Source organism: Puniceicoccaceae bacterium, assembly GCA_040224245.1.
In the GTDB taxonomy this organism is placed as follows: Bacteria; Verrucomicrobiota; Verrucomicrobiia; order Opitutales; family JAFGAQ01; genus JAKSBQ01.
In genome coordinates, this window is record JBEGIR010000076.1 from 1 (window position 1) to 25,090 (window position 25,090).

Below are 25,090 nucleotides of genomic sequence, written 5' to 3' on the forward strand. Positions count from 1 at the left end.
TGGCATTCGCATCGCTTCCAGTTGGGTATCGACACAATTCGGGACAATTGTAGGCGTTTTCACAAAATCTCGCGTCGCGGGATGTTCATGTGATGACGATGTTCATTTACCTCCATACCAAAACCCCTTGGGCCAATTGAATGGGTGCAACTCCACTCGCAATGACTCCGGGAGTGGCTTCCGCTCCGAAAGCAACATGTTTTCGGCAGCCTGCTGCTCCGTTCGCACTCCGGTAATGACCGTGCTCACAGCATCGCAGTCGAGTGCGAAACGAGCCGCCGCCTCCCGAATACTGTAGCCTGAACCGTTCAGACACGCCTCAATTCGCCGAACCCGCTGCGCTGTTCTCGCCTGCCGATCACCCGCAAAATAGCGACTGCGGAAGTCTCCTGACGAAAACTCCCGCTGTTCTGAAAATCGCCCCGCCAGTGAACTCTCATCAAACACCACCCTCACAATCACTCCGGTTTCCGTCTGTTTTGCGACCGGAAGCAACTCTGCAGCTGGTTCCTGTTCAAAGAGGTTATAGATCACCTGCACCGTATCCACCAAACCGTCGCGCATGAGATCAATCACCGCATTCTGGTCGTGTTCCGGAGTGGAAACGCCCACCCATCGGATGCGTCCCTTTTGCTTCTGCTGCTGCAACCATTCCAGTGCAGCCGGGTTGCGGTTCCAGGCGCGTGTCCAAGTGTGCAATTGCAACAGGTCGATGCAGTCGGTCTTCAAATTTTTCAACCGTGTCACCAAACTCTGTTCCAGATACGAAACCGGATAGCGATCATGGATCTCGCAATAGGGTGACGGTGGCCACGGACCGGGCATTACCGGATGTATCTTCGTGGCAACGTACACCAAGTCCTTCCCTTTCTGCTCCAGTGCCTTCGCGATCACCTGCTCCGAGCGACCGTCTCCATATCCTGCAGCAGTATCAATGAAATTACATCCCATTTCGATCGCTTTGTGGATCGTTCGGATAGACAGATCCACAGGCTGTTCGCCCCAGTCACTGCCCATCGCCCAAGTTCCAATGCCGATCTCGGATACCTGCACACCACATTTGCCCAACGCACGATAGTTCATCAATATCCTCTCCTGCTGAAATGGCGAAGGCCCAAGGGGGTTTCCCTTGAGCCTTCATTGGGTGCAGGGCCTGGATTTGAACCAGGGACCTTCAGGTTATGAGCCTGACGAGCTACCGGACTGCTCCACCCTGCAACACACATAAAGTTCCATGTATGAATCGTCTCCTGCCTGGACTCAAGCTTTTATTTCAAAAATCCGGATAAAGTGTTTATCGTAAATCTCTGCAGAAGGGTGGATTCTTGAATTGTAAAGGTTGCAAAAGCAAAGTAGACCTATGCGGACTGAAAATTCGAGATACGGCCTTATCAAGGCGCCTTGACGCACCCAACAACATGACCATCAGGATTTCCAGACTACCACTTCCCCCCTTGATAGCCCTGATTCTGCTGCTTGCAGGATATGCGTCCCCATCCCTCTCGGCTGACAGCGATCTGATAACCTCAACACTGGAAGCCACCCAAGATCCACCACCAGAAGCACTTGAGGATGCTCTCAGCCGCATTCCCGCCGCTCTGCAGGAAGCCCAGCGACTAGGGCGCTTTGCGGACACAATCAAACTCCTTGAGCAAGCAGCCCAACTGGCTGAACGCAAAGCAGACTGGGTCGAGGGAACCCGTTTTTGGAAAACAGCGATCAAGCTTGCAAGCCAACACCTCGATGCGTCGGACATCGCGCGCATGCGCATCGCATTCGCAGCCTTCCTGCGTAACGCAGCAACCCCCGACAAGGCCCTCGCTCAACTTCGAATGGCCGAGACTTACTTTCGGGAACAACGAAACGCTCCTTCATCCATCACAGTACAACAGGAAATTGCCCTGATCCTGGCTGAGCAGAACCAAGCCGATGCTTCCCTGGCAGCCGCCAACGCTTCAGTCTCATCGGCCATCGCACTTGGAGACCTGAACCTGATGGGAGAGACCCAGCAAACCCGCGCGCTCTGCGCCATGATTCTGGAGCAAAGCCACCAGCGGGAACTCGCGCATGCCATCCTGCAGCATATTCGCTTGCTGCATGCCCAGGAGAGCATCGAAAAGGCAATCTCGACCCACCATCAGACTGCACTTCAATCGCTCGAAAGTGCTATCGGTTATTTTGCTCAAACTGGAGCGGACGCCAGACGTGCGACCAGTCTGAAACTGAAGGGAGACATTTTCCTGAGAGCGAGTCGCATCGCGGATGCCCGCCGCTACTACGAAGAAGCATACCAGGCCTTCTCAACCACCACCCAACCCTCTGGGCTTGTGGAACTGCAGGTTGCCCTTGCGGTTTTGGAAACCATTAACTCCTCAATGGACTCGGCTCTGTTGTGGATCAATCAGGCAATCCAGTCCTCCAGCACCCACCCAGACCTAGCCTGGATCCTTTTGCTCAAGGCGGAAATCGCCTTACAGGACTTCAATGATACCTTGGCAAAAACCACCCTGCAGCAAGCCATTGCCATAGCAGATTCCCAGCACGACCTCGATGCGCTCATTGCTCTGCATCAACTGCGATCCCTTGTCGAAATTAACCTTGGAAACTTCAGGGAAGGGTTTGATGCGCTCGACACCGCAACGCAGTATCAGGTTCAGCAAATCCATGCTGAAAAGGAACAGATCGAAAAGGCTCGGATTTCCGATTTGCATGACCAGCATGCCACGTTGAGTGCACAATTCCAGGAGCGCGAGCAACTGCTCGAAACCCGACTGTTCGAGTATCAGGTGATCGTACGCAATCTGTGGATCATCGCAGCCATATTTACCGTCTGTTTTGCGGGTTGGTTCGCACTCAAACTGCGCCGAAACCGACGAAAGGAGCAAGAGTTGCAGGAACTCCGGAATGCATTGCACAACAGCCGTGAAGCACTGCGTCAGTCAACTGATGATCACCTCACCTTGTTCAAGCATCTGGCACATGAACTCCGCACCCCAATGAACGGCATTGTGGGATCCATCCCGCTGCTGTATGATACCACCCTGTCCCCACTTCAGGAAAATTGTGTCAACATCCTCGATGTCAGCAGTCGGTCCATCACCACACTGATTAATGACATTTCTGATCTGACCCAACTCAATTCGGGAAGATTGCAACTTGCCAGCGAACCCCTATCACTCGCCCAGATTGTGGAAACGGTTGTACACCTGTTCGAAGCTGACACCGAATACAACAGGGTGGAGCTTCTGAGTGATATTCCTTCCGATCCAATCCCTCTGGTCGATGCCGACCCAAACCGGATCCAACAGATCCTCATCACACTGACAGGATGGGCGCTCCAACGAACACCCGAAGGCCAGGTATCGCTGCATCTGATGTGGCTTGAACCTCACTCAGGAAACAAGTGCAACTTTCGCATCGTTGTCGAAACCAGTGGCTACGAATTGTCACCGGATACCCGAAACCAGCTTTTCGAGATTCACCCTTCCAGCACTCCTCAATCCTCAGCAAACCCATCCAGTATGATGGGCATGTCGCTGACTCAGAAGCTGATCGATATGATGCAAGGAGGCATCACAGTGATTCCCGGCAACCCGGGAGGCACGCGTATCCAGGTGGATCTGCCGCTTCCCATTCATGGGTGGCATCCCGAATGGCACAAGCCCGAGCCTCTTGAACGTTTCCCCCGGAAGCGCGCATTGATCGTTGATTCATCCCAGCGTGCTGCACAGATTCTAGCCCGACATCTGCAGTGCTGGGCCATGCACTCTGAACACGTCGAAGACGTATCTTCTGCCAACAACCTGCTCGAGCACACCCATGGGTTTGATATCATTTTTCTCGACTCTGCTCAGGCAGACCCCGGACTGACACTGCTCGAACAAATAGCAGCTATCCGCAGTCACGCCGATTATTCCCAAACTCCCATCGTTTTAATGACTCGCTTTTCCCAGCAGCAATCCAGCCTTGAACTCCACCGCCAACCCTTCATTTACCATCTCTCAAAACCACTGACTCTTCATCTGCTCCACAACACCCTGTGCCGTATTTTTTCCTCAAAATCTTCCCTGGCAAAATCCTACGCCACCCTTACGCCCGAATCCACATCTGCTGCCGAAGCAGCACCTGAATCCCATACAGAAAATCCCCGCCATCCGCGCGGGTTTCACTTCATGCCTTATATTCTACCGATGCGGCGCGATATCGATGTTGACCCAGGATTGACCATCCTGCTCGCTGAGGACAATCCAGTGAACCAAAAGGTCACCAGTCTCATGCTGAAAAAAATGGGCTATGACATCGACATCGTTCCCAATGGAAAGCGCGCCGTTGAAGCGGTTCAAGAGGGTCGATACGATGTGGTGTTAATGGATAAAATCATGCCCATTCTGGACGGTTTGGGTGCCGCACGGGAGATCCGCAAACTTGAGAACATCACCCAGCCCATCATCATTGCGCTCACAGCGTCAGCCACTATGGAAGACGAAATTGCCTGTCGCAAAGCCAGCATGGATAACTTCCTGGCAAAGCCTGTACAACTTGATAAAATGAAAGCCGCACTGGGCTTTGCCACTCACGAGCTCAAACAGCGCAGACTCGCACAGCAGGAGACTTTCCCGCGAAGCGAAACGTAGCAGCTCGACGTTCCCTAGAACAGGGTTATTCTTCAGTCAACGCTTCGCGCAGCTCGTTGACCTTTGCCTGCAGTTCCTCCCATTTCTGTTCGAGTGCTTCCTTGGCTTGGTCAGCCTTGTCTCCCGAAGTCTCCCCAAAGGCTTTCAACTGTGCTTGTGCATCTTTCTGAAGCTCCTTCACTTCACTCATCAACTCCGCAACACGTTCCTGGTTTTGACTGCTGACCTTCACAACCTTGTCCTTGAGTTCAACAATGGACTTCTCTGTATCTTTCCACTCTGCCGCAGTAAATGACTTGATCTGCGCCCAGCGTTCCTTGCTCAGCTCGACAGCCTGTTCCCAATTCTGGGCAGCCTCAGCTTGTACGGATTCAAGAGTGGTCTGCTCGTCGTTTTCTGTCGAACAGGAGGCAAACAACAGGAGTGAGGCGATCAACAGGCAACTTGAGATGGGATAAAGAGGTTTCATAAGATACGGATTTGAAGGTTTAGCGGCCCACTGCGAAGCCAGTGGATATCCAATGACAATGCTAACGTCGATTGCTCCGGAGTGCAAGCTGCTCACCAGAATTCCCACTTCCGATCATCGCACCCGATCCACAAACCCAACCTTGCGATACACTTTTGACAGCGTTTTATAGGCTCTCGACTGCGCCTTTTCCGCACCGGCTTTCAAAATGCGTTCGAGTTCAGCTTTTTCACTGATGATCGAGTGATACCGCTCCTGTACAGGTTTGAGTGCTTCCACGACCACGTCTGCAACTTCACTTTTAAAAGTGGCATAATTCGCACCCTCAAAATGTTTCTCAAGCTGTTCGATGGTCTGACCCGACAACACGCTGTGTAAGGTAAGCAGATTCGAAATTCCGGGTTTCTCTGGCGCGAACCGCACTTGGGTGTCGGAATCCGTTACCGCACTCATGATTTTCTTGCGCAGTTTCGCGGGTTCCTCCAGCAGGTAGAGCGTACCCCCTTCCTGCTCATCCGATTTTGACATTTTACGCGTCGGCTCCTGAAGAGACATGATTTTTGCGCCCGACTTGGGAATGTAAGCTTCCGGCACATTAAATGTTGGCGAAAAATGGTGGTTGAACCGAACCGCCAGATCCCGGGTCAGTTCCAGATGCTGGCGCTGATCCTCACCCACAGGGACCGCGTTGGCGTTGTATAACAAAATATCCGCCGCCATCAGCACAGGGTAGTACAACAGGCCCGCATTGACCGATGCCTGCGCCTTTGCGCCATCATGGGTGAATTTGAGATCATCACCATCCGACTTGACCTCAAACCCCAGCTTTGCCGCCTTTTCCTTGAACTGCGTCATGCGCTGCAAGTCCCCGATGGGGGTATGGCAACCCAGAACCCACGCGAGTTCGGCATGCCCGATCACATGCGACTGCATGAACAGTGCGGATTTTTCAGGATCCAGCCCACAGGCGATGTATTGCGCAAGGCAGGAGTAGGAGGCATTCCTCAGCTCCGACGGTGTGCGCTTCACCGTGATTGCGTGCATGTCCACAATCCCGAAAAAACACTCAAAATCCTCCTGCATGGTGGTCCAGTTTTTGACAGCACCAATGTAATTACCAATGGTCAGAACCCCGGTAGGCTGTGCGCAGGTGAGAATGACGGGCTTTGCTTCGCTCATGATGTTTTTCGGAATCAAAACGCGAATCCAACACCCCCTTCCGCAGAGGTCAAGTCTCGGTTCCGGTGCTTCATCCGACGACCACACACCCAATTGATTCTCACAACCATGCAACTCATGCCATTGCCTCCATGAGGAAATATTCAGGTGGATCCTTTCATTTCCACAATGGCTGTCACTTGCGCTAAACGGAATAGGTATTGATTCTTGGAATCGAATCAGGCAAAGTCGGGTATTACCGATTCCGCTCCAAAGACGAGTGGAACATGCAACACTAATTTCTTTCAGATTAACGTGGCTACCACCCAACTCACACCTTCGGAAATCGACGCGATCAAGGAATCCCTGCGCCGCTGCTCAGATTCCACAGTCGAAGCCGCCATTGCCTTTCGCACATCGAGGGATCCGGCACTGCTGCCAGTGATCGTCACTGGCATTATCGAACGCTTCCTCGAACCCGATCTCAAACCGCTCCTGAAAAAAGGAGATGACTCGCTCGCACTCTTTGACGATCTGGGCGTCGACTCACTGACCATGATGGAGATTGTCATCCTGGTTGAGGAAACCATAGGCATTTCCATCGAAAATGAAGAACTGCGGGACCTGCGAACCATCGCCGATGTCAAGGCCTTCATCGCAGCAAAGGGAGGCAGTAGTGCAGCATCAGCACCCGCTCCAGATACAGAAAAGTATCCCATCACCCAATCCGAAATTCTCGCCTGCATGCGCTATGCAGATCCATTCCTGTTTGTGGAGCAGGCTGCGATTTCAGGAAAGAAGGCCTGCGGCACTTACCACATTTCTGGGAACGAAAACTTCCTGAAGGGGCACTTTACCAACAATCCGGTTTTCCCGGCATCCATTTCCCTTGAGGCATTGGGCCAGCTCGCCGTGCTGTTCCTGATCAAGGCGGACCCCTCAGACACTGGTGGAACAGTAGATCCGCACACCATTTATTTCACCTCCTGCGATGGCATCCGTTGTCACAAGGAATGTAAACCCGGTGTCGTGTTTGAGATGGAAACGACACTCAAGCGCCTGCGCCACCCCATGGCAACCTTCGAGGGCAACATCAAGGTGAATGGCGAAAAAGTCGTCTTTGCCGAGGAAATCACGCTCCTGTTCGACTACGCAAGCTGAGCTGCGATCATCCATCACGCGGCGCTCGCATCTTTTTTTCCGAGTCCTAGCGATCCTATACCACCATGGCAGGGCACTCATCATCCCGTCCCTCACCGCGGATTTGCTATCTCTACACCACATTCCCACTGGTGAGCGAAACCTTCCTTCAGCGCGAAATGCGGGTGATGCGCACCCAAGCTGCCCATTTGCGCCTTTACAGCATCTGGGGAGGTAAAGCGGAGTTCGAAGGGCAGTCCGTCGAATGTTTTTCACTATGGGAACTCGCAAAACTATTCTACTGGCTCCCCTATTGGATTGTACAAAAACCCAGGGTGGTCGGCGGATTTTTCAAGGACCTCCTGATTCACCGGCCGCGCTATACCCAAAACCTGCTGGAAACCCTGCTTGGATTCGCATTCGCCCTGATCCGCGCGAGAGAGATTGAAGCCTGGAAACCCGACTGGATGCATGCTGTCTGGGCAACCATGCCTGCAACGTCTGCCCTCGTGCTCCAAAAACTCATCGACATCCCCTTTTCCATGGGTGCCCACGCCTACGATATTTTTCAAAAGGGAGGAGACTGCCTGCTCGATGCAAAAATTGAGGCGACCGCGTTCATTCACACCTCAACCAAATTTGCCAAAACCCACCTGCAGGACCGCGGAGCACCCGCCACAAAGGTTCATCTCATCCGACGCGGCTTATCCACTTTTCCTCCACTCAATGATCTTCGAACCGAGATCGACCGCATTCGCTTTCTGTCGATCGGACGCTTGGTGGAAAAAAAAGGCTACGCCGAACAGTTTCGCATCTACCGCGATCTGCGCAAGCGCGGCATTCCCTTTCTCGCCGAAATCATCGGTGAAGGGCCGCTCAAGGCCGAACTCGATGCCCTCATCATCGATTACGATCTGCAGGATTGTGTGAATCTGGTTGGCAAAGTTCCCCACGAAAACATTCAGGCCTACTATCACCGGGCCGATCTCTTCATCTTCACGGGAAAAGTCGCACCCAACGGGGACCGCAACGGACTCGCCAATGTGATCCCGGAGGCCATGGCTCGCGGGATTCCAGTGCTCACCACACCCGACTCAGGCATTGTCGAAAACTTTCGTTCGGGCTATGAGGTCATCATACTTCCCATCCGTCCCGTCGATCCCTGGGTTGAGACGATTCGCAATCTCGTCTCCGACGCCGATATGCGGCAGACCATCGGTGCCAACGCGCGGGACTGGGTCGAAAAACATTTCAACGCCAAGCGCAATACGGGAAAACTGTACCGCCTGATCGAAAAAAACGTTCGTGAATCCAGGCGAATCCAGGCAGAATCAGAACTCCCGGAAGATTCAAATGGCTGATTGGCAGCTATGCTCAAGCAAGAGCGTCCCCCGGCAGCGCATCGCACTCAAAGGTGTTTCTTAACTGCCTTTCGAAACGCATTTTCGATAATTCCGAAATCCTCATCGCTCATGCGCGCCGACGCCGCCGTGCGGATCATGTCCTTGCCCGGAGGCACCGCAGGCGAGGTCGACAATACTCCAAAAACACCATTTTCCAACAGCGTCTTCCAAAAGAAATAGGCACGCATGCGATCCCCGATCACCACCGGAATCGCCGGAGTGGTGCTTCCCCATACATCGAGTCCCAAACTCTCGTAGATGCCGCGCAGACGGGCGGTGTTTTCCCAAAGGCGCTGCAGGTGCTCCGGCTCCTGTTGCAGAACTTCGAGCGACGCCATCGCACACGCCACCTGAGTTGGCGCAATTGCCGCACTGAAAATCGTCTGCTTTGAATGCGTGCGCAAATATTCAATCAGCGCACGCGACCCCGCCACAAAGCCACCCGTGCTGGACAGTGCCTTCGAAAAACTTCCGCAGAGAATATCCACCTCGTCCACACAATCAAAATGATGTGCCGTGCCACGACCCCCTTCTCCCATCACACCAAACCCGTGCGCATCGTCCATCACCACAAAACACTGGTTGGCCTTTGCGACCTCCAGCAACTCTGGAACCGGCGCCAGGTGTCCTTCCATGGAATAGATACCGTCAAACACCAGCAGACGCCCAGTTTGCCGGGGTTCATGCGCCAGGATATCCCGCAGATCCTCCGGATTGTTGTGACTGAAGCGCTCCACCCGGGTATCGGCCAACTTCATGCCGCTGACCAGTGAGGAGTGAATGTTCTTGTCCGCAAGAATCACATCGCCTCGCTGCGCAAAGGTTGCCACCGCCGACATGCAGGAAATGTATCCCGCAACCGACACATGACAGGCTTCCTTTCCAACAAACGCGGCAATTTTCTCCTCCAGCTCCTCGTGAAAACGACGGCTGCCATTGGCAGAGCGTGCTCCTGTCGGACTCGACCCCCATTCATCCAGTGCCTGTTTGCCGGCTTCAATCACTTTGGGGTGTTCGCTCAGCCCAAGGTACTCGTTGCTGGTGATCATCACCTTCTCCTCACCCTGCAACCACACTCTTGTACCGCGCTGTTTGTCAAAGCTGAGGTAGAGCGGATTGTATTTCAATCGCTCTCGGGTAAGCTTGTCGTCCAGACAGCGCTGGGTGATGGGATCGTTCTTCAACGTCGCTCGTTTGAAAATTGCCATATGGGATTGTCCTCTTCTGGGGAAAAACTGAAATCACTCAAAGGCTGCGCATTTGGGTATTGGGATAACTGCCCAACCACTTCACAAAGTTGGATTTCCCCCGCAACTGCTCGAGTGCCGACTGAACATCGGTATCTTCAAAATGTCCGATGAAATCGATGAAAAAGAAGTAGTCCCAGCTCTTGCGGCGCGTCGGACGCGACTCGATCTTGCAGAGATTGATTCCGTGGCGGGAGAAGATGTTGAGGGCCTCCTGCAACGCGCCCACTTCATCATTCAGGGAAACCACGATGCTCGTTCGGTCCTTGCCAGCACCCAGGCGCTTCGCAGGGTCCTTGCCAATCACCAGAAAGCGCGTGATATTGTCACTGCGGTCCTGAATGTTGCGCTCCACGATCGGCACCCCCCATTTTTCGGAAGCCAGTGCACTGGCGATCGCTGCCACACCCGGTTCGCCCATGGCCATCTTGACCGCCAGGGAGGTGCTCTCGACTTCCTTCTGAAGGGCATCCGGTAGGTATCGCAGCAGCCAGTCCCTGCACTGTCCAAGGGCTTGATCCTTCGAACAAACCACCCGGATTTCACTGAGCGGAGAATTGGAGATGAGACAGTGCTCAATATCAAGATACACCTGATTGACGATGAACAGTTTGGTATTCACCAGCATATCCAGCGAATGCCGTACAATTCCATCCGTCGAGTTTTCGATCGGCAGCACCCCATAATCGGCTGAACCTTTTTCAACCAAGGTAAAAATCTCCGGAATCGAACCCACCGGCGTGTAGTGCATGGATGCGCCAAAAATCGCCAGTGCCGCCTGATTCGTATACGTTGCTTCAGGACCGAGAAACGCAATGCGCGTGGGACCTTCGAGTGCCTTTGCCGAGGAGATGATCTCACGATAAATTGCGCGTAAGGCTGCATTTGACAGCGGTCCCTGATTCAGGCCTGATACCTTCTCATACACGATCTCCTCACGGGATGGATCATAAATGGTACCACCTTTTTCCGCCTTGATGCGCCCAATCTCAGCAGCGACCTCAGACCGCTTGTTGAGGATCGTCACCAGCTCACGATCACAGGCATCAATCGATTGTCTCAAATGCTCCAGATGTTCATTCATAGTTCAAGGCTCCAGGGTCTTGCCAGATTTGCATGTTTTCCGCTGCCCAACCCTTATACTTTCAGGTCCAGGGATTCCTGACCATCCTCAAATTCATTTGAAGGTCGGTTCACCCATTCATCCAGCTTGTCCGAGGAAACGATGTCCGAGGTTGGCAGATCCGACAAACTTTCGAGTCCACAAAAATCCATAAACTTATCCGTAGTTCCATACTGAAGTGGTCTTCCGGGTAACTCCGCCCTTCCCCGTGAGATCACAAGATCCAGCTCCAGCAGGCGACTGAGCGCACTATCCACTGACACCCCGCGAATGCGCTCCATTTCAGCACGAGTGACCGGTTGGCGATAGGCAATGATGGCGAGGGTTTCAAGAGCGGCCTGACTCAAACGCAGGGGCTTGGTTTCACCCCGCAACGCGCGCACCCACTCTCCATATTCAGGTGCCACGCAGAGCCGATAACCATCCTTGGTGGACAGGAGTCGGTACACTTCTCCCCGGCTCTCAAATTCGCGTTCCAACTCGCCCATGGCCTCACGAATCGAGGAGGACGTCAGCAAGACGGGAAATCCCACATGAGATGGGGTTTCGCTCTCAGATTCTCCTGCCGACTGGCGCTCACGCTCCTCCAGCTGCTGCTCGCGAACTCGATTGTACACCCATTGAATCTGTTTGATATCCAGCGGGTCGGACGTTGAGAACAACAACGCCTTGAGCCAGGATTTGATATCGAATTCCATGAGTGATGTAAAACAATCAGTTGTGCAGCGCCTGTGCGCAACAGGTCGAAATTGACAAGTGCCATGGGGATTTCAAGTTTCTTTTGCCCCAGCTCCGGACAGTTCGACTCTCGTCAATGCCAATGAACCACTCCGCTGGCATATTCCACATCCACAGAGGCATGTCGCCTGAACAGAGTCAGATTCACGACACATTTGGGTTGCCTGCACGGGTTCGCATTTGAAAAACTCGATGAACTCGAACCCAAGGAGCCGGAATCGGTGAATTGGCGTTTCGTCCTTTGTCAACCACTGCCAATGCAAGCAACATGAGTTCCTGGAATACCTTCTGTGAGCGTTATTTTCACTTTGAGTCCGCAGCACTGAGCCTCGACCTGAGTCGGGTTCGTTTTCCCGATTCGTTTCTGGAGTCGATGGAACCCGCCATGCAGAAAGCCTTCACGGCGATGGCTCAACTCGAACAGGGTGCCATTGCCAATCCCGACGAAGATCGCATGGTTGGACACTATTGGTTGCGCAATGCACGGCTGGCGCCTTCACCCGAAATCCAGCAGGCCATCGAAGCCACGTTGGAAAAGATTCAGTCCATCGCGGATCAGGTTCACTCGGGCCAGATTCGTGGAGCAGACGGAGCGTTTGAACACCTGCTGATCATCGGCATTGGTGGCTCGGCGCTCGGCCCACAATTTGTAGATCGCGCCCTGCGCCACCCAGCAGCCGACCGCCTGCAAACCCACTTTTTTGACAATACCGACCCAGACGGAATCGATCTGGTGCTTGCGGAGCTCAAGGGTCAACTGGGGCGCACGCTCAGTGTTGTCATTTCAAAATCCGGAGGAACCCCGGAAACGCGCAATGGCATGCTCGAGGCCCGCTCCGCCTACGAGCGGGATGGCCTCAAGTTTTCTGAGCATGCGATTGCCGTGACGGGTGAAGGCAGCGCGCTCGACAAGGTCGCACAACAGGAACAATGGATCACACGCTTTCCCATGTGGGATTGGGTGGGTGGGCGCACCAGTGAACTCGCAGCCGTAGGCCTGCTGCCCGCTGCATTGCAGGGACTCGACTACCGTGGCATGCTCACGGGGGCCGCCGCGATGGACCAGCTCACACGCGCGACCACCACACAGGAAAATCCCGCAGCCCTGCTCAGTCTGATGTGGTACTATCTCACGGATGGCAAGGGGTCCAAGGACATGGTGATCCTGCCCTACAAGGACCGGCTCGAGCTATTCTCAAAATACCTGCAACAGTTGGTCATGGAGTCCCTCGGCAAAGAGTGCGATCTGAATGGCAAGGTGGTCAATCAGGGCATAGCGGTCTACGGGAACAAGGGTTCTACCGACCAACACGCCTACGTTCAGCAGTTGCGGGAGGGGTTGCACAACTTCTTTGTTACCTTTATTGAGGTCTTGGAAGCTCGCAAGGGAGCATCCATCGATGTCGACGATGCCACGACTTCAGGTGACTACCTGCAGGGATTCTACCTCGGCACACGTGATGCCCTTTTTGAAAAGGATCGGGAATCCATTACGATCACCGTTCGCAGCGTTGATGCCTTCACAGTAGGTGCGCTCATCGCACTGTTCGAGCGCGCGGTTGGACTCTACGCAAATCTCGTCAACATCAACGCCTACCACCAGCCGGGCGTGGAAGCAGGCAAAAAGGCTGCTGCCAGTATCCTCGACCTGAAAAACCGGATACAGGACCTGCTGCAATCCCGACCTGGCCAGGAACTCAGCGTCGAGGACATTGCGAAGGAACTCGGCTCCAAAGACCTCTGCGAAAAGGTGTTTAAGCTTCTCACTTCCAAGGTCGTCAACGATCCGACCCACTACCGGGGGACCGGATTGCACGACCCCAGATCCGCGCTTTTTGCGTACCTGGGTTGAATTCCCTACAGATTTCTACACCCGTTGAGTCGGCCACTCTTCCCGACTCAACGGTCGTCCTCCCCGAACAACCTCCCCTCATGAAATTGCTCTCACTCGTGCTACGACTGACCGCCATTGCCGCCGCAGTGGTGGTGGTCACATTCTACTTCCGCGGCGGCAATCAACTGACTGACACACGCCAGCTGCTGACACAATCTGAGTCCCGGAATACGGAATTGAATGCGAACCTTGCAAAGGTCGAACAACAAAAGACCGAGTTTCGCGAACGCGTAGAGCACATGACGCTCGAAATTGCAGATCTCAAGCGCGACCTACGACTGCGAGAGAGTGAGGCACTGCTTGTCCGGCAAGAACTCACCCAGGTCCAGGAGAAACTGGAAGAGGCACAATCCAGCAACACAACCCTTCTCTCTCAGAACGAATCCCTTCGCAGGGAAGTCATCGAGCTGAAAGCCCAGGGAATTGACCCCAATCGCGATCCCCGACAACTGACTGCACAGATCGAAACCCACCGCGCCCACATCCGTGAGTTGGAAGCACAGCTAGACGATGCCCATACCGTGATGCGGGGCCTCTTCCCGTCTACTCCCCCGAATCGCCCTGACTTGTCGAACTCCTCACATGGGCGCACCCGTATCCTTCGACTTGAGCCGCAATACCTCCTGCTCGTTCTGGAAGTGGGACGCCAGGAGGACATCTCCGAAACTCAAACCCTCCAGTTGAGCCGTGATGGGGTGCCGTTATCCACTGTCACCGTCAAAGCGGTAGCCGAAGATTTCTGCGTGGTTCAACTCCCTTTGCATGACTCCGATATCCTCACCGATCTGCAGGAGGGAATTGAGATCGACTATCGTCACTAATTTTTCGAGGATGGCATTGATCTGGGACTCAGCTTTCGTATGCTGCCCATATTCGGGTTGATCGGTCCACGTGTTTTTTCCAGACACAGCACCGGATCGTCCGTCCGTATCATTTTTTGATCCATTCAACATGAAAAAGATTCTTAAACAAACCATCGCACTCACCCTGTTGAGTTTGCTTGCTCTCAGCATGAGTGGCTGTCTCAACAAGGCACCCGACGAATCTGCCATGCCCTGGAGCCGTCCTGCCAACTGGGAAAACCAGGTACCTGGGTTCAGATAAAACACCTCTCTCTGTCCCCTGGTCATCGGGGATCACGCCGTTTCGAATTTTCAGTAGGGACGGGTTGCGCTTGTGCACCCGTTCCATCGATTCATGCATTCATCAGCAAACACTCCAGGCACGCTCTATGTCGTTGGCACACCGATCGGAAATCTGGGGGATACCAGTGTTCGCATGAAGGAGACCTTGCAACAGGTGGATGCCATTGCGTGTGAAGACACACGTGTGACCGCACGTTTGCTGCAACACCTCGGTATTCACAAACCGATGGTCAGCTATCGAGACGACAATGAAATCCGGGCCGCCGAATCCTTGTTACAACGACTCCTGCAAGGGGAACACATCGCACTGGTATCCGACGCGGGTGTACCCACCATATCCGACCCAGGGTTTCGCATCACACGGCTCTGTCAGAAACAAGGAATTCCGGTGCTACCGATTCCAGGCCCATGCGCCCTGATTACCGCTCTGAGCGCATCAGGTTTGCCGTCGGATTCCTTTCTCTTCCTGGGCTTTCTTCTCCCCAAGAAGGCAGCTCGAATTCGCACGTTCACCCAATACCTCGATTTTCCTCACACCTTGCTGTTTTATGAATCTCCACATCGCATTACCAAATGCCTGGACGACATGAAACAGGTGTTGGAACCCGAACGTGTGATCTGCGTCAGCAAAGAACTCACCAAAATGCATGAACGTATCGTAAGCGGATCTCTGAGCGACGTTCACGCCCATGTGCTCTCCCGTAGCCTGAAGGGAGAATTTGTAGTGGGCATCGCACCGCGAGGATTTGTGCTGTGATGCCATCGCAACCTGCATCCACCTCTCATGTTTCTCCATGCGTTGCGGCCATCGACATTGGCAGCAACACCATCAAACTGCTCGTGGCTCGCAACGGATTGGCAGGGGTCGAAACCGTGCATCATGCCGTGCAGGAGTGTCGCATCGCCACTGGGATTTCCGACGCACACCCACGTCTCAGTGAGGATGCAATGCGGCACGGAATCGATGCTGTACTCGCCTTGCTCAACCAGGCCCGTGAGAACGAGGCGCAACGCATCCACATCGCCGCCACCAGCGCAGTGCGCGATGCCCAAAATGGACCTGAGTTTGCCAGTCGTATCGAATCTGAATCAGGAGTACCGGTACACATTCTGTCGGGTGAAGAAGAGGCACAAACCATCGCACTGGCATTGGCGCACGATCCTGGCTTGAAAGCCATGCAGCGCTTCACGCATCTCGATCTGGGAGGCGGCAGTCTCGAATACAACGACATCGAAAGCGGAAACCTTCGCCAGTCCGTCAGTCTGCCACTGGGTGCCGTGCGTCTCACCGAACAATGGGTCACAGACCCGAAGGGTGCCTTTACCGCACAGGACGCAGATCGCATCGCAAACCATGTCAAGTCCACCCTGAAACAGACTGGTCTCGTGCAGAATCCACCTGGCATTCCCATCGTCTATACCGGAGGCTCCGTCACGATCGCTCGCGCCCTCGTGCAGGGGCTCCCCATTCAGGCGAAAGCCACTGGAAGTCCCATCGTGAAGCAGCAGCAGCTCCACCATCTGCTCGCTGAGTTGGCACCCCGTTCCTTCGAGCAGCGCATGCAATTCAAACATTTGCCCGCGAACCGCGCTGACGTGGTGTGCGCAGCCCTGCAAATTATCTTGAGTACCCTGGAATATTTCAATTGTGCGCAATTGCAGCATTCCCGTTTTTCCCTTCGACACGGAATCTGCGTAAAACTACTCGAACTACACTAATTTCTGCGCTTTATCTGTAAATATATTCCGAATATTCGCTTTTTTTTGCGAATTCGTTGAACGAAACACCGTTTACACCGTCTATCTCGTTGTAAGTCAATAATGGCAGAACAGTTTAGTTTTTCATTATGTAGTTTTGGGGTTATAAAACTTTCAAGAGACCAACTCTAGGAAGTCATTAAAGGGGGCCGGACACCGGCTCCCTTTTTTTGTACCCGCTTTGGTTTTGCCCTTCCGTTCACGCTCTGCTTCCATCAGCAACGCATGAATCTCTCCGCACTCCATCAGCAACACCCCGACCTTGCCATCCTCACGCAACTACTGGTGGATGCGGGTGGGCAGCCATACCTCGTGGGTGGCAGTGTGCGGGATTTATGCCTGGGAACGATTCCCAAGGATCTTGACATCGAGGTCAGCGGACTGAGTCGCAGTCGTCTGATGCGTGCCCTGTCATCCCGATACGATGTCGATCAGGTCGGAAAAAAGTTTGGTGTCTTTATTCTGAGGGGTCTGCCATTTGACATTGCACTTCCGCGCATGGAAACACCAACAGGGCCAAAACACACTGATTTTGAGATTCAATACGATCCGAACCTGCCCCTCGAACGCGCCGCCGCTCGGCGCGACTTCACCCTCAACGCAATCTACCTCGACTTGAAGTCGGGTGAACTGATCGACCCCCATCGGGGACTGGAGGATCTCGCCCGGCGACACCTGCGCCATACCTCTCATCAGTTTTCTGAAGATCCGCTGCGCGTACTGCGGGCCATGCAATTCATTGCCCGCTTTGATCTCAGCTGCGACCCGACGACGATTGAACTCTGCCGCACCATGCCGTTGTCGGACTTGCCACGGGAGCGCATTTGGGAGGAATTCAAAAAACTCATCCTGCAGGGAGTACACATCCGCAAGGGACTACAGTTTCTTCAAGATGCCGGAGGGCTGAGCCATTTCCCAGAACTGGAAGCATTGGTCGGATGCGAACAGGACCCACACTGGCACCCAGAGGGCGATGTCTGGACGCACACCCTGCTGGCGATGGATGCTTTCGCAAAACGCCGAATAGGCAACGCCGAGGAAGATTTGATTGTAGGGCTGGCAGTGCTCTGTCACGACATGGGAAAACCTCTCACCAGCTTCCGGGAGCAAGGCCGCATCCGATCACCCCGCCATGAAAAGGAAGGGGTACCGATCACCGAACGTTTTTTGCAGCGCCTGACCCGTGATCAACGTATCCTGCAAGATGTGCCGCCACTGGTGCGCGAGCACATGGCCCCGCACCAGCTCTTTGCAACAGATGCAAGCGATGCTGCACTGCGCAGGCTGGCACTGCGCGTGGGCAGGGTGGACCGCTTACTGCGTGTCTGTCAGGCTGACCGCGAAGGGCGACTAGATCCGTGGCAACCCCTTCCATTTCCCGAAGGAGAGTGGGCAGAAAAGCGCTTTGAAGCACTGCAGCTCAAATCGAGCAAACCCAAACCGCTCATCCTCGGTCGTGACCTCATAGAGAAGGGACTAACTCCTGGTCCGCATTTTTCCGAGATTCTCCAGTCCCTTTTCGACGCTCAGCTCGAAGGGCATTTCACAACCCGCGAATCCGGCCTCACATACCTGGATCAGTGGCTTCGCTCTCACAAGCCATGATCTCCCAACTTTTTGCTCTCATCCCTGCAGAAAAGCACCTTCGATCAACAACAATCTGCTCACAGACCCAAGGCCATTTTCCAGGCCTTCCCTGCCTTTCGGGCACTTGAAATCTCACCCAGCGGATCTCGCCCGCCCGGAGGCGCTGCACTGTTGGCCGGATGATCAAATCCGAAGCGAATCCAAACACCATGGATCATCAGATTCATCCCGCCGCTGAACGTATACCAGGGAAAATGAATGCGCGTAATGTCGTGAAGCGGGAGGTCGAACAGGTTCAAGGATTCCTCCCGTTCGAGTCGCACAGCCAGTTCGTCAACCCTGAGCTGCTGTTCCAATTTCCGAAGCTGTGATGGCCAGAGATTTCCAGATCCGTGCGCCCGAAAAGCAATCCTTTCATCGCGCAGACTCAATTTCCCTGGCAAACTGCTGATTCCACGCAACAGCCAGGCCTGTGTCACTAACTTAACAGAGGAGGGTTCCATTTCAAGCCACACTCCGACTCCGATAGCTGCGCAATTCTTTCTCAGAAATACTCGACACAGGAACCAAGCGGTAGTGCTTTTCGTCGACAACCTTGACCAAATCGTCCTCAAGAACCAGCTCAAAGAGTGCGATCAAATCGTCGCTGATGAACTGAGCCGAAACAGGTCTGCAAGCCAGATTTGGAAATTTCTCCGAACAACAGTCCAAATCCTGCTTCGTCTGCACAACCGAAAGCTGGTCTTTCCCTCCCTTCGCCTGCACGGGTATGACATATTGGCACCCATTGCGATCCACTCCTACATAGATTTCATCAACCTCCACCTGACCCACCAATTTCACCGAGGTTCGGAGATGGTTTTGAAGGGAATAGCTCGCAATTCCAAGAAAGAGATCAATCAAGCGATTGTATCGTACCCTGGCTAGCAATGCCTGCTCATCTGAAAGCGAATAAGCGGAGATGATCTCAGGAGTTCCATCTGGGATCTTGATAGCAATGAGATTGGGGTTGGGAACAATGCGATTCGTCTTGACCAGTTTGAACACATATTTACCTCGACCCGCACCCTCAATGATCCATTCCAAATCCTTTGGTTGCGTTGCCAGAATTGCCTCCGGAAATCCTATTCGATACCGAAGGGCATAGATCACGTCACCCAGGTTTTTCGGCAGATCCATGTGCATTACGCGTGCTGCATCTTCCAAATCGCTGCGCAGAAATGTAAACTCCTGCATGCCTTGAGCATAGTTTTCGAAAAAAACCCTCTCAATCAATTGGAGGTAACGATTCGGTTGTGGCTTTCGCAATGACATGAATCTAAGATGCAATGAGTCTCTGACGGTCGAGTTCCGTTTGCGCCTGGGTTCTTTTTTTCGCACCACTCCTGAGCGTTCGTCTGCTCAAAAGCACGGGGACTTTCCAAAATTTTGCGGCCTGCGTCATGTCCATTCGAAGCAAGGCGTCGTCTCCGAGTTCGAGAACACGTTCGGGTTGGACTGGTACGGTCCCAATTGCCCCCATGATCGATTGCGCAACTGCACGGGCAAGCGGTGGAGGCACCGCATTGCCAACCTGCCTTGCACCATGCCATTTGGTGTGATTGAAACGAAACCAGTCGGGGAACCCGTGCAATCGCGCCATTTCCCGAACAGTCACACAGCGATTGTGCTTGTAGTGAATTGGGCGAGGACTGGTGAAAGCTCCCCTGGCTCCATCAGTACCAGCTCGAAGAGTATTGCTCACTCCGTCGGGAGGAAGCTTAAAAAAGCGCGAGATCGGTTCGACCTTTCCGGGTTCCGTCTCGGAAAAGCGTGTGCGAGAGATCTGGCTATGCATCGTCCGGTAACTGGATGTCAGTAGCCCTGGGTTCCAGTTTCTCTGATAACCGAAGTGCCAGGATTTTGCATGTTCACAACGCAATTCGCTGGCATAGTCGGATAGCCCCATCCAAGTCTCCACTAGTGTCTCATCCGAGTGGAGCAAACTTTCAAAGCACTCAGCATCTGGAAGATCCTCGAGCGCATCGCGACACGTCGGACCTTTCATTTTGAGCAAGTCCTTTCCCTGTTCAGGTGGAGAACTAAAAGCTTCAGGATATAAGGGCACTTTCAGTCCCTTCTTTGCTCCCAGCAGAAAAAGACGCTGCCGATCTTGAGGAACCCCAAAATGGGCCGCATTCAGAACCTGCCAGCGTTGGCGAATATGGTAACCATTCCGTTCAAAGGCATCGATGAACTCGTGGAGAAATTTTTGGTGCTTGCCAACTGTCAGTCCCTTCACGTTTTCGAAGACAAAATACGAGGCGTCCAATTCACTCACGATACGCACAAAATCGTTAACAAGTGCATTGCGTGGATCATCCAGCATGCGCTGCCCTATCAAAGAAAACCCCTGACATGGAGCACCTCCAAAAACCACATCCACTTTTTGCATTCCGATAGCGGTTGCCTCCCGAATATGGTCTCCACTGAGGTCCTGAATCGAACGAGGCAAAACGGTACACTCTGGGAAGTTGTAATGGTGAACTGCAGAATGCACTGGATCGATTTCAACTGCCGCCAACACATCGAATCCAGCCTGCTCAAAGCCAAGACTCATTCCTCCTGCTCCTGCAAAAAGATCAACTGCGATGGGCCTTTGTTTCACCATGATCACTCTGTCTTCCCTTTTCTGAAACGTCATGTCTTTCTGAAATTCCAGAAGTCTGGATGAATTCCATCTGTATGAGGACAATGCCATTGAAGCAATCCGGAATCGATTGCACAAGCCAGTATTGTATTATTTTGTTCACCGTTTTCTTTGCCTTCTGTGCTGATCCTCAATATAAGCAAAACTGAGTACTGTTCAGCCTGAAATTGATGAATTGCGCGGGAGTAACGCCTCACAACAATTATCGGATAGAGGAAAAATCGGTTTTGAATATGAAAGCCCACATTGCATTGTTGGCGTGCTTCACATGGGTTTGTGTTTCGAGCGCCACAGAAGCGCAGAGTTGGCCCCAAAACGAGTGGTCGCTCTCTTCCGGATTTGGAACCTACACGGAACAGGTCGATTTCCGCACCCACTTCAGTCCCTATCAGATTGGGGATCGATCCGCATCCCAGCATGTGCGGTTTCGAGGAGAAGTCTTTCCCATGTTCAGCCTGGGATTCACCCGCTGGGTTTCGAAGGATTGGGGCATTGCACTGATGGGCCGGATCTCTCAAACCCAATGGGTCGGAGACCATCAGCCGATTCCCATCCATTTTACCTACAATGCCTGGATGCCCTCACCACCATACCCGGAAATCAACGTGAATCGTCTCGTGCACTCACCCGAGCGACCAGAAGGTTCATGGACAAGCTACCAGGCAATGCTGGGGGTCAAACGACGTTTTCAATCGGGACGTCTGGAGTGGGTAGCGCAAGGCTCTCTTGTGCTGGATTCCACCAAAGAGATGATGTTGGAAAACCTGTATTTCGAAAACACCATTATGATCAGCCGTGGGTCACTCATTACCTCTAGCCTGCTCATGGATCTGAAATCACGACAGCACTCCTACACCCGGGTGGGTGCATCGCTGGCACTGCGCGCCTCTCTTCCGCTGAGTTCAAGGATACGCCTGTTCGCAAACGCAAATTACGTATGGCTGCCATCCAAGCAGCTCAAATTGAAACTCGAATCGATTGAAGCCATCAGCATGTTCTACAATGCAGACACCGTTGAACAAGTCAGCAATCTCGCGCAGACAGATGCGTTCCGCACACCAAACGGCACCGTTTCCATCGAAGTCGGATTGCTACTTCAATACTGAAAATGCACCGTCGTGAACTGAGCCACTTCGGTTGCGCTTCGAATAGTGATCGCAAGGAAGCCTCTACGCTGCTGTTTCACCCGGACGAACCTTCTACCCGACGGCACGCCACACAATCGACTTGACCCCCGTATCGGCTTCGCCTGTTAATCTTTTTTCGGGCCGTTGGGTCTTTCTGGCGCACTGCGTGCCGGTCCAACGTTTCGAAAGTTAACGAAACGATCTTCCTTTTCGCCATGTCCGGACACGCCGACTACAACTTCCGCGCCATCGAACCTCGCTGGCAGGAGTACTGGGAAACCCACCGCAGCTTTCGTGCGGAGGACAATTCCAGCAAACCCAAGTACTACCTGTTGGACATGTTTCCGTATCCATCAGGAGCGGGTCTGCACGCTGGTCATACCGAGAACTACACCGCCTCCGACATCCTTGACCGCTACCAGCGCGCCAAGGGCTACAATGTACTGCACCCCATGGGTTGGGATGCATTTGGATTGCCCGCCGAGCAGTATGCGATGAAGACGGGAACGCACCCGGCGATCACCACGCGCCGCAACATCGAACACTTTACTGCCCAGATCAAGCGCCTTGGCATCGCCATCGACTGGGAGCGTGAGATCAATACGACTGACCCCTCCTACTTCCGGTGGACACAGTGGATTTTCCTGCAACTTTTCAAACACGGCCTCGCCTATGTGGATGAACGCCCGGTCAACTGGTGCCCGGAGCTGGGAACTGTACTCGCCAACGAGGAGGTCATTGATGGACGAAGCGAAGTAGGCGGTTTCCCCGTCGAACGTCGAGCCCTGCGCCAGTGGGTGCTTCGCATCACGGCCTATGCAGACAAACTGCTGGCCGGACTCGATAACGTGGACTGGCCCGACTCCACCAAAACCCAGCAAACCAACTGGATCGGTCGCTCGACCGGAGCAGAGATCGACTTTGAACTCGACGGCCATGACACATCCCTGAAGGTCTTCACAACGCGACCGGACACCCTCTTTGGTGCAACCTACATGGTCATCGCACCAGAACATCCCCTGGTGCGACAGCTCACCACCGAGGCTCAACTGACAAAAGTCGAAGCCTACGTCGCGCAAGCCGCCAACAAGAGCGATCTCGACCGGACAGATCTGGCCAAAGAAAAAACCGGCATCTTCACAGGATCCTACGCAATCAACCCCGTGAACGGAGCCAAAATCCCCATCTGGGTCGCAGACTATGTCCTGATGGGCTATGGGACCGGAGCGATCATGGCAGTTCCCGCACACGATACCCGCGACTTCGAATTTGCCACCGCATTTGACCTGCCCATCGTGCAGGTGATCGCCGACCCTGACAACGCCGATACTACGCTGCCTTACACCGGAGATGGACGACTCGTCAACTCCGGCCCCTTCGACGGCAACACCGTAGAGATGGGGAAGTCTGCCATCATCGATTGGTTGGCCACTCGCAATGCTGGCAAGGCAACCGTCAACTACCGCCTTCGTGACTGGCTCTTCTCCCGACAACGATACTGGGGAGAACCCTTCCCAATCCTGTGGGTGGACGAAGCCGCCTACAAGGCAGCGATCAACGCCAAGGGCCGCGTTGCAGACTTTCTTCCGGAATCTCCAATCACTTACAGCGACAGCGATGGCACGACTCACTTCGCATTGCCTGTTGTTCCCGAATGCCTGCCACTCACCCTGCCCGAAACCGACAACTACAAACCCTCAGGGGATGCGCAGAGTCCGCTGGCCAACATTCCGGAGTGGGTGAATGTATGGGTCAATGTTGAAACTGGCGAGACCTTGTCGGGACTCAACCCCCGGCCCGCTCCGAGTGAATGGGTCGCAGGTCGGCGCGAAACCAATACCATGCCCCAGTGGGCAGGTTCGTGCTGGTACTACCTACGCTACTGTGACCCACGCAACAGCAAGCACTTGATCGACCCCGAAAAAGAACGTTACTGGGGAGTTCCCGATCTCTATATTGGCGGTGCTGAGCATGCCGTACTGCACCTGCTCTACGCGCGGTTCTGGCATATTTTTCTACACGAAATTGGAGTGGTTACCACACCGGAACCTTTCACCAAGCTGTTTCACCAGGGCATCATTCTCGGAGAGATGGAATACCGGCTCTATCGCGACAGCGATGGAAACCCTGTCTCCGCAGACTCTATCGCAGATCCAAATCAGTGGTCTGGCACTGTCGAGAAACTTGATGAATCGCAGGTGCAAAAGAGCAAGATCAACAAAGTTGACATCTATCACCTACCGGACAATGCCAACATCCGAATTGAAGCCAAGGCCTTCAAAATGAGCAAAAGCCGGGGCAATGTGGTCAATCCCGATGACTACATTGAACGCTATGGAGCTGATTCGCTGCGCATGTATGAGATGTTCATGGGTCCTCTTGCGGACATGAAACCATGGAGTTCAAATGGCATTGAGGGACCGCACCGATTCCTCAAAAAAGTGTGGAAACTCATTGTTGCCAAAGACGGTGGACTCAGCCCAGCGTTGATTGATGGAGACGAAAAGAATCTCGACACGCTCAAGTTGCTCAACGCAACCATTGAAAAAGTCAGCTCTGACATCGAATCCCTGAGCTACAACACCGCCATTTCTCAGCTGATGATTCTGGTCAACACGCTGCAGAAAGCAGATACACTCGCGCACTCGACTGCCAAAGCATTGGTGCAAATGCTCGCTCCCTTTGCCCCGCACCTCGCCGAAGAACTCTGGGAACGTCTCGGTGAAGCACCTTCCGTCGCCTACGCACCCTGGCCAAAACCCGTTGAAATCCAGGCACAGGATGATCAGGTCAAGGTGATCTTTCAGGTCAACGGAAAGCTGCGCGGCGAGGGTTGGTTTGCGGCACATGCCAAACAGGATGAGGTCGAGGCAGTTGCGCGTGCTGAACCACGGGTAACGTCCCAGATTGACGGCAAGCAGATTGTCAAAGTGATCTACGTGCCTGGCAAAATTCTGAACATTGTAGCGCGTTAGCCT

The 25,090-nt window shown here is 53.6% G+C and carries 20 protein-coding genes and 1 tRNA gene; 11 read left to right on the forward strand and 10 right to left on the reverse strand.

The features are described from left to right. Positions 1–102: 102 nt before the first annotated feature. Both ABQ298_13345 and ABQ298_13350 read right to left on the reverse strand, forming a co-directional pair. Positions 103–1,083 (reverse strand): aldo/keto reductase, encoded by a 981-nt coding sequence (locus ABQ298_13345; protein MEQ9825364.1) that lies wholly within the window; start codon positions 1,081–1,083, stop codon positions 103–105. Positions 1,084–1,141: 58 nt separating this feature from the next. After that, a tRNA-Met gene (locus tag ABQ298_13350) sits at positions 1,142–1,218 on the reverse strand. 200 nt (positions 1,219–1,418) lie between these two features. Here ABQ298_13350 and ABQ298_13355 point away from each other — a divergent pair. Beyond that, a complete protein-coding gene (locus ABQ298_13355; protein ID MEQ9825365.1) occupies positions 1,419–4,634 on the forward strand; it encodes a response regulator in 3,216 nt (1,071 codons plus the stop codon). A 25-nt stretch (positions 4,635–4,659) separates the two neighbouring features. On the opposite strand, the gene ABQ298_13360 is transcribed toward ABQ298_13355, so the two are convergent. Then, complete coding sequence (locus tag ABQ298_13360) at positions 4,660–5,103, reverse strand: hypothetical protein (GenBank protein ID MEQ9825366.1); 444 nt, start codon at positions 5,101–5,103, stop codon at positions 4,660–4,662. Between the two features lie 114 nt (positions 5,104–5,217). Continuing rightward, a complete protein-coding gene (gene trpS / locus ABQ298_13365; GenBank protein MEQ9825367.1) occupies positions 5,218–6,282 on the reverse strand; it encodes a tryptophan--tRNA ligase in 1,065 nt (354 codons plus the stop codon). A 294-nt stretch (positions 6,283–6,576) separates the two neighbouring features. Between trpS and ABQ298_13370 the strand changes: the two genes are divergently transcribed. Together ABQ298_13370 and ABQ298_13375 are read left to right on the forward strand one after the other, a co-directional pair. Further along, a complete protein-coding gene (locus ABQ298_13370) occupies positions 6,577–7,422 on the forward strand; it encodes a phosphopantetheine-binding protein (GenBank protein ID MEQ9825368.1) in 846 nt (281 codons plus the stop codon). Between the two features lie 65 nt (positions 7,423–7,487). Further along, entirely contained in the window at positions 7,488–8,762 is a 1,275-nt protein-coding gene (locus ABQ298_13375) for a glycosyltransferase family 4 protein (protein MEQ9825369.1), read from the forward strand. Between the two features lie 47 nt (positions 8,763–8,809). Here ABQ298_13375 and ABQ298_13380 read toward each other — a convergent pair whose 3' ends face one another. The 3 genes from ABQ298_13380 to scpB are packed head-to-tail and all read right to left on the reverse strand — an operon-like array spanning position 8,810 to position 11,872. After that, positions 8,810–10,012, reverse strand: coding sequence for a pyridoxal phosphate-dependent aminotransferase family protein (locus tag ABQ298_13380; GenBank protein ID MEQ9825370.1), 1,203 nt, complete (start codon positions 10,010–10,012; stop codon positions 8,810–8,812). 37 nt (positions 10,013–10,049) lie between these two features. After that, a complete protein-coding gene (pheA, locus tag ABQ298_13385) occupies positions 10,050–11,135 on the reverse strand; it encodes a prephenate dehydratase (protein MEQ9825371.1) in 1,086 nt (361 codons plus the stop codon). A gap of 53 nt (positions 11,136–11,188) precedes the next feature. Continuing rightward, positions 11,189–11,872 (reverse strand): SMC-Scp complex subunit ScpB, encoded by a 684-nt coding sequence (gene scpB / locus ABQ298_13390; GenBank protein MEQ9825372.1) that lies wholly within the window; start codon positions 11,870–11,872, stop codon positions 11,189–11,191. Between the two features lie 308 nt (positions 11,873–12,180). Between scpB and ABQ298_13395 the strand changes: the two genes are divergently transcribed. From ABQ298_13395 to ABQ298_13420, 6 genes are all read left to right on the forward strand, one after another. After that, entirely contained in the window at positions 12,181–13,764 is a 1,584-nt protein-coding gene (locus tag ABQ298_13395) for a glucose-6-phosphate isomerase (GenBank protein MEQ9825373.1), read from the forward strand. 80 nt (positions 13,765–13,844) lie between these two features. Next, positions 13,845–14,627 (forward strand): hypothetical protein, encoded by a 783-nt coding sequence (locus tag ABQ298_13400; protein MEQ9825374.1) that lies wholly within the window; start codon positions 13,845–13,847, stop codon positions 14,625–14,627. A gap of 130 nt (positions 14,628–14,757) precedes the next feature. Then, positions 14,758–14,910, forward strand: a complete 153-nt coding sequence (locus ABQ298_13405; GenBank protein MEQ9825375.1) for a hypothetical protein — start codon at positions 14,758–14,760, stop codon at positions 14,908–14,910. A 93-nt stretch (positions 14,911–15,003) separates the two neighbouring features. After that, positions 15,004–15,708 carry a 16S rRNA (cytidine(1402)-2'-O)-methyltransferase gene (gene rsmI / locus ABQ298_13410; GenBank protein MEQ9825376.1) on the forward strand — a complete coding sequence of 235 codons (705 nt, stop codon included), beginning with the start codon at positions 15,004–15,006 and terminating at the stop codon, positions 15,706–15,708. Further along, a complete protein-coding gene (locus ABQ298_13415) occupies positions 15,708–16,670 on the forward strand; it encodes a hypothetical protein (GenBank protein ID MEQ9825377.1) in 963 nt (320 codons plus the stop codon). The genes rsmI and ABQ298_13415 overlap by 1 nt, the downstream gene beginning before the upstream one ends. A 264-nt stretch (positions 16,671–16,934) precedes the next feature. Further along, positions 16,935–18,314, forward strand: coding sequence for an HD domain-containing protein (locus tag ABQ298_13420; protein ID MEQ9825378.1), 1,380 nt, complete (start codon positions 16,935–16,937; stop codon positions 18,312–18,314). A gap of 59 nt (positions 18,315–18,373) precedes the next feature. On the opposite strand, the gene ABQ298_13425 is transcribed toward ABQ298_13420, so the two are convergent. From ABQ298_13425 to ABQ298_13435, 3 genes are read right to left on the reverse strand one after another with little or no spacing between them, the layout of a single operon-like run. After that, entirely contained in the window at positions 18,374–18,799 is a 426-nt protein-coding gene (locus tag ABQ298_13425; GenBank protein MEQ9825379.1) for a hypothetical protein, read from the reverse strand. Position 18,800: 1 nt separating this feature from the next. Next, positions 18,801–19,610, reverse strand: a complete 810-nt coding sequence (locus ABQ298_13430) for an endonuclease (GenBank protein MEQ9825380.1) — start codon at positions 19,608–19,610, stop codon at positions 18,801–18,803. A 4-nt stretch (positions 19,611–19,614) separates the two neighbouring features. Beyond that, on the reverse strand, positions 19,615–20,979 hold the full coding sequence (locus ABQ298_13435; GenBank protein ID MEQ9825381.1) for a DNA cytosine methyltransferase: 1,365 nt from the start codon (positions 20,977–20,979) through the stop codon (positions 19,615–19,617). Between the two features lie 239 nt (positions 20,980–21,218). Here ABQ298_13435 and ABQ298_13440 point away from each other — a divergent pair, with 239 nt between their 5' ends. Both ABQ298_13440 and leuS read left to right on the forward strand, forming a co-directional pair. Further along, on the forward strand, positions 21,219–22,091 hold the full coding sequence (locus ABQ298_13440; GenBank protein MEQ9825382.1) for a hypothetical protein: 873 nt from the start codon (positions 21,219–21,221) through the stop codon (positions 22,089–22,091). 236 nt (positions 22,092–22,327) lie between these two features. Then, a complete protein-coding gene (gene leuS / locus ABQ298_13445; protein MEQ9825383.1) occupies positions 22,328–25,087 on the forward strand; it encodes a leucine--tRNA ligase in 2,760 nt (919 codons plus the stop codon). Positions 25,088–25,090 lie beyond the last annotated feature (3 nt).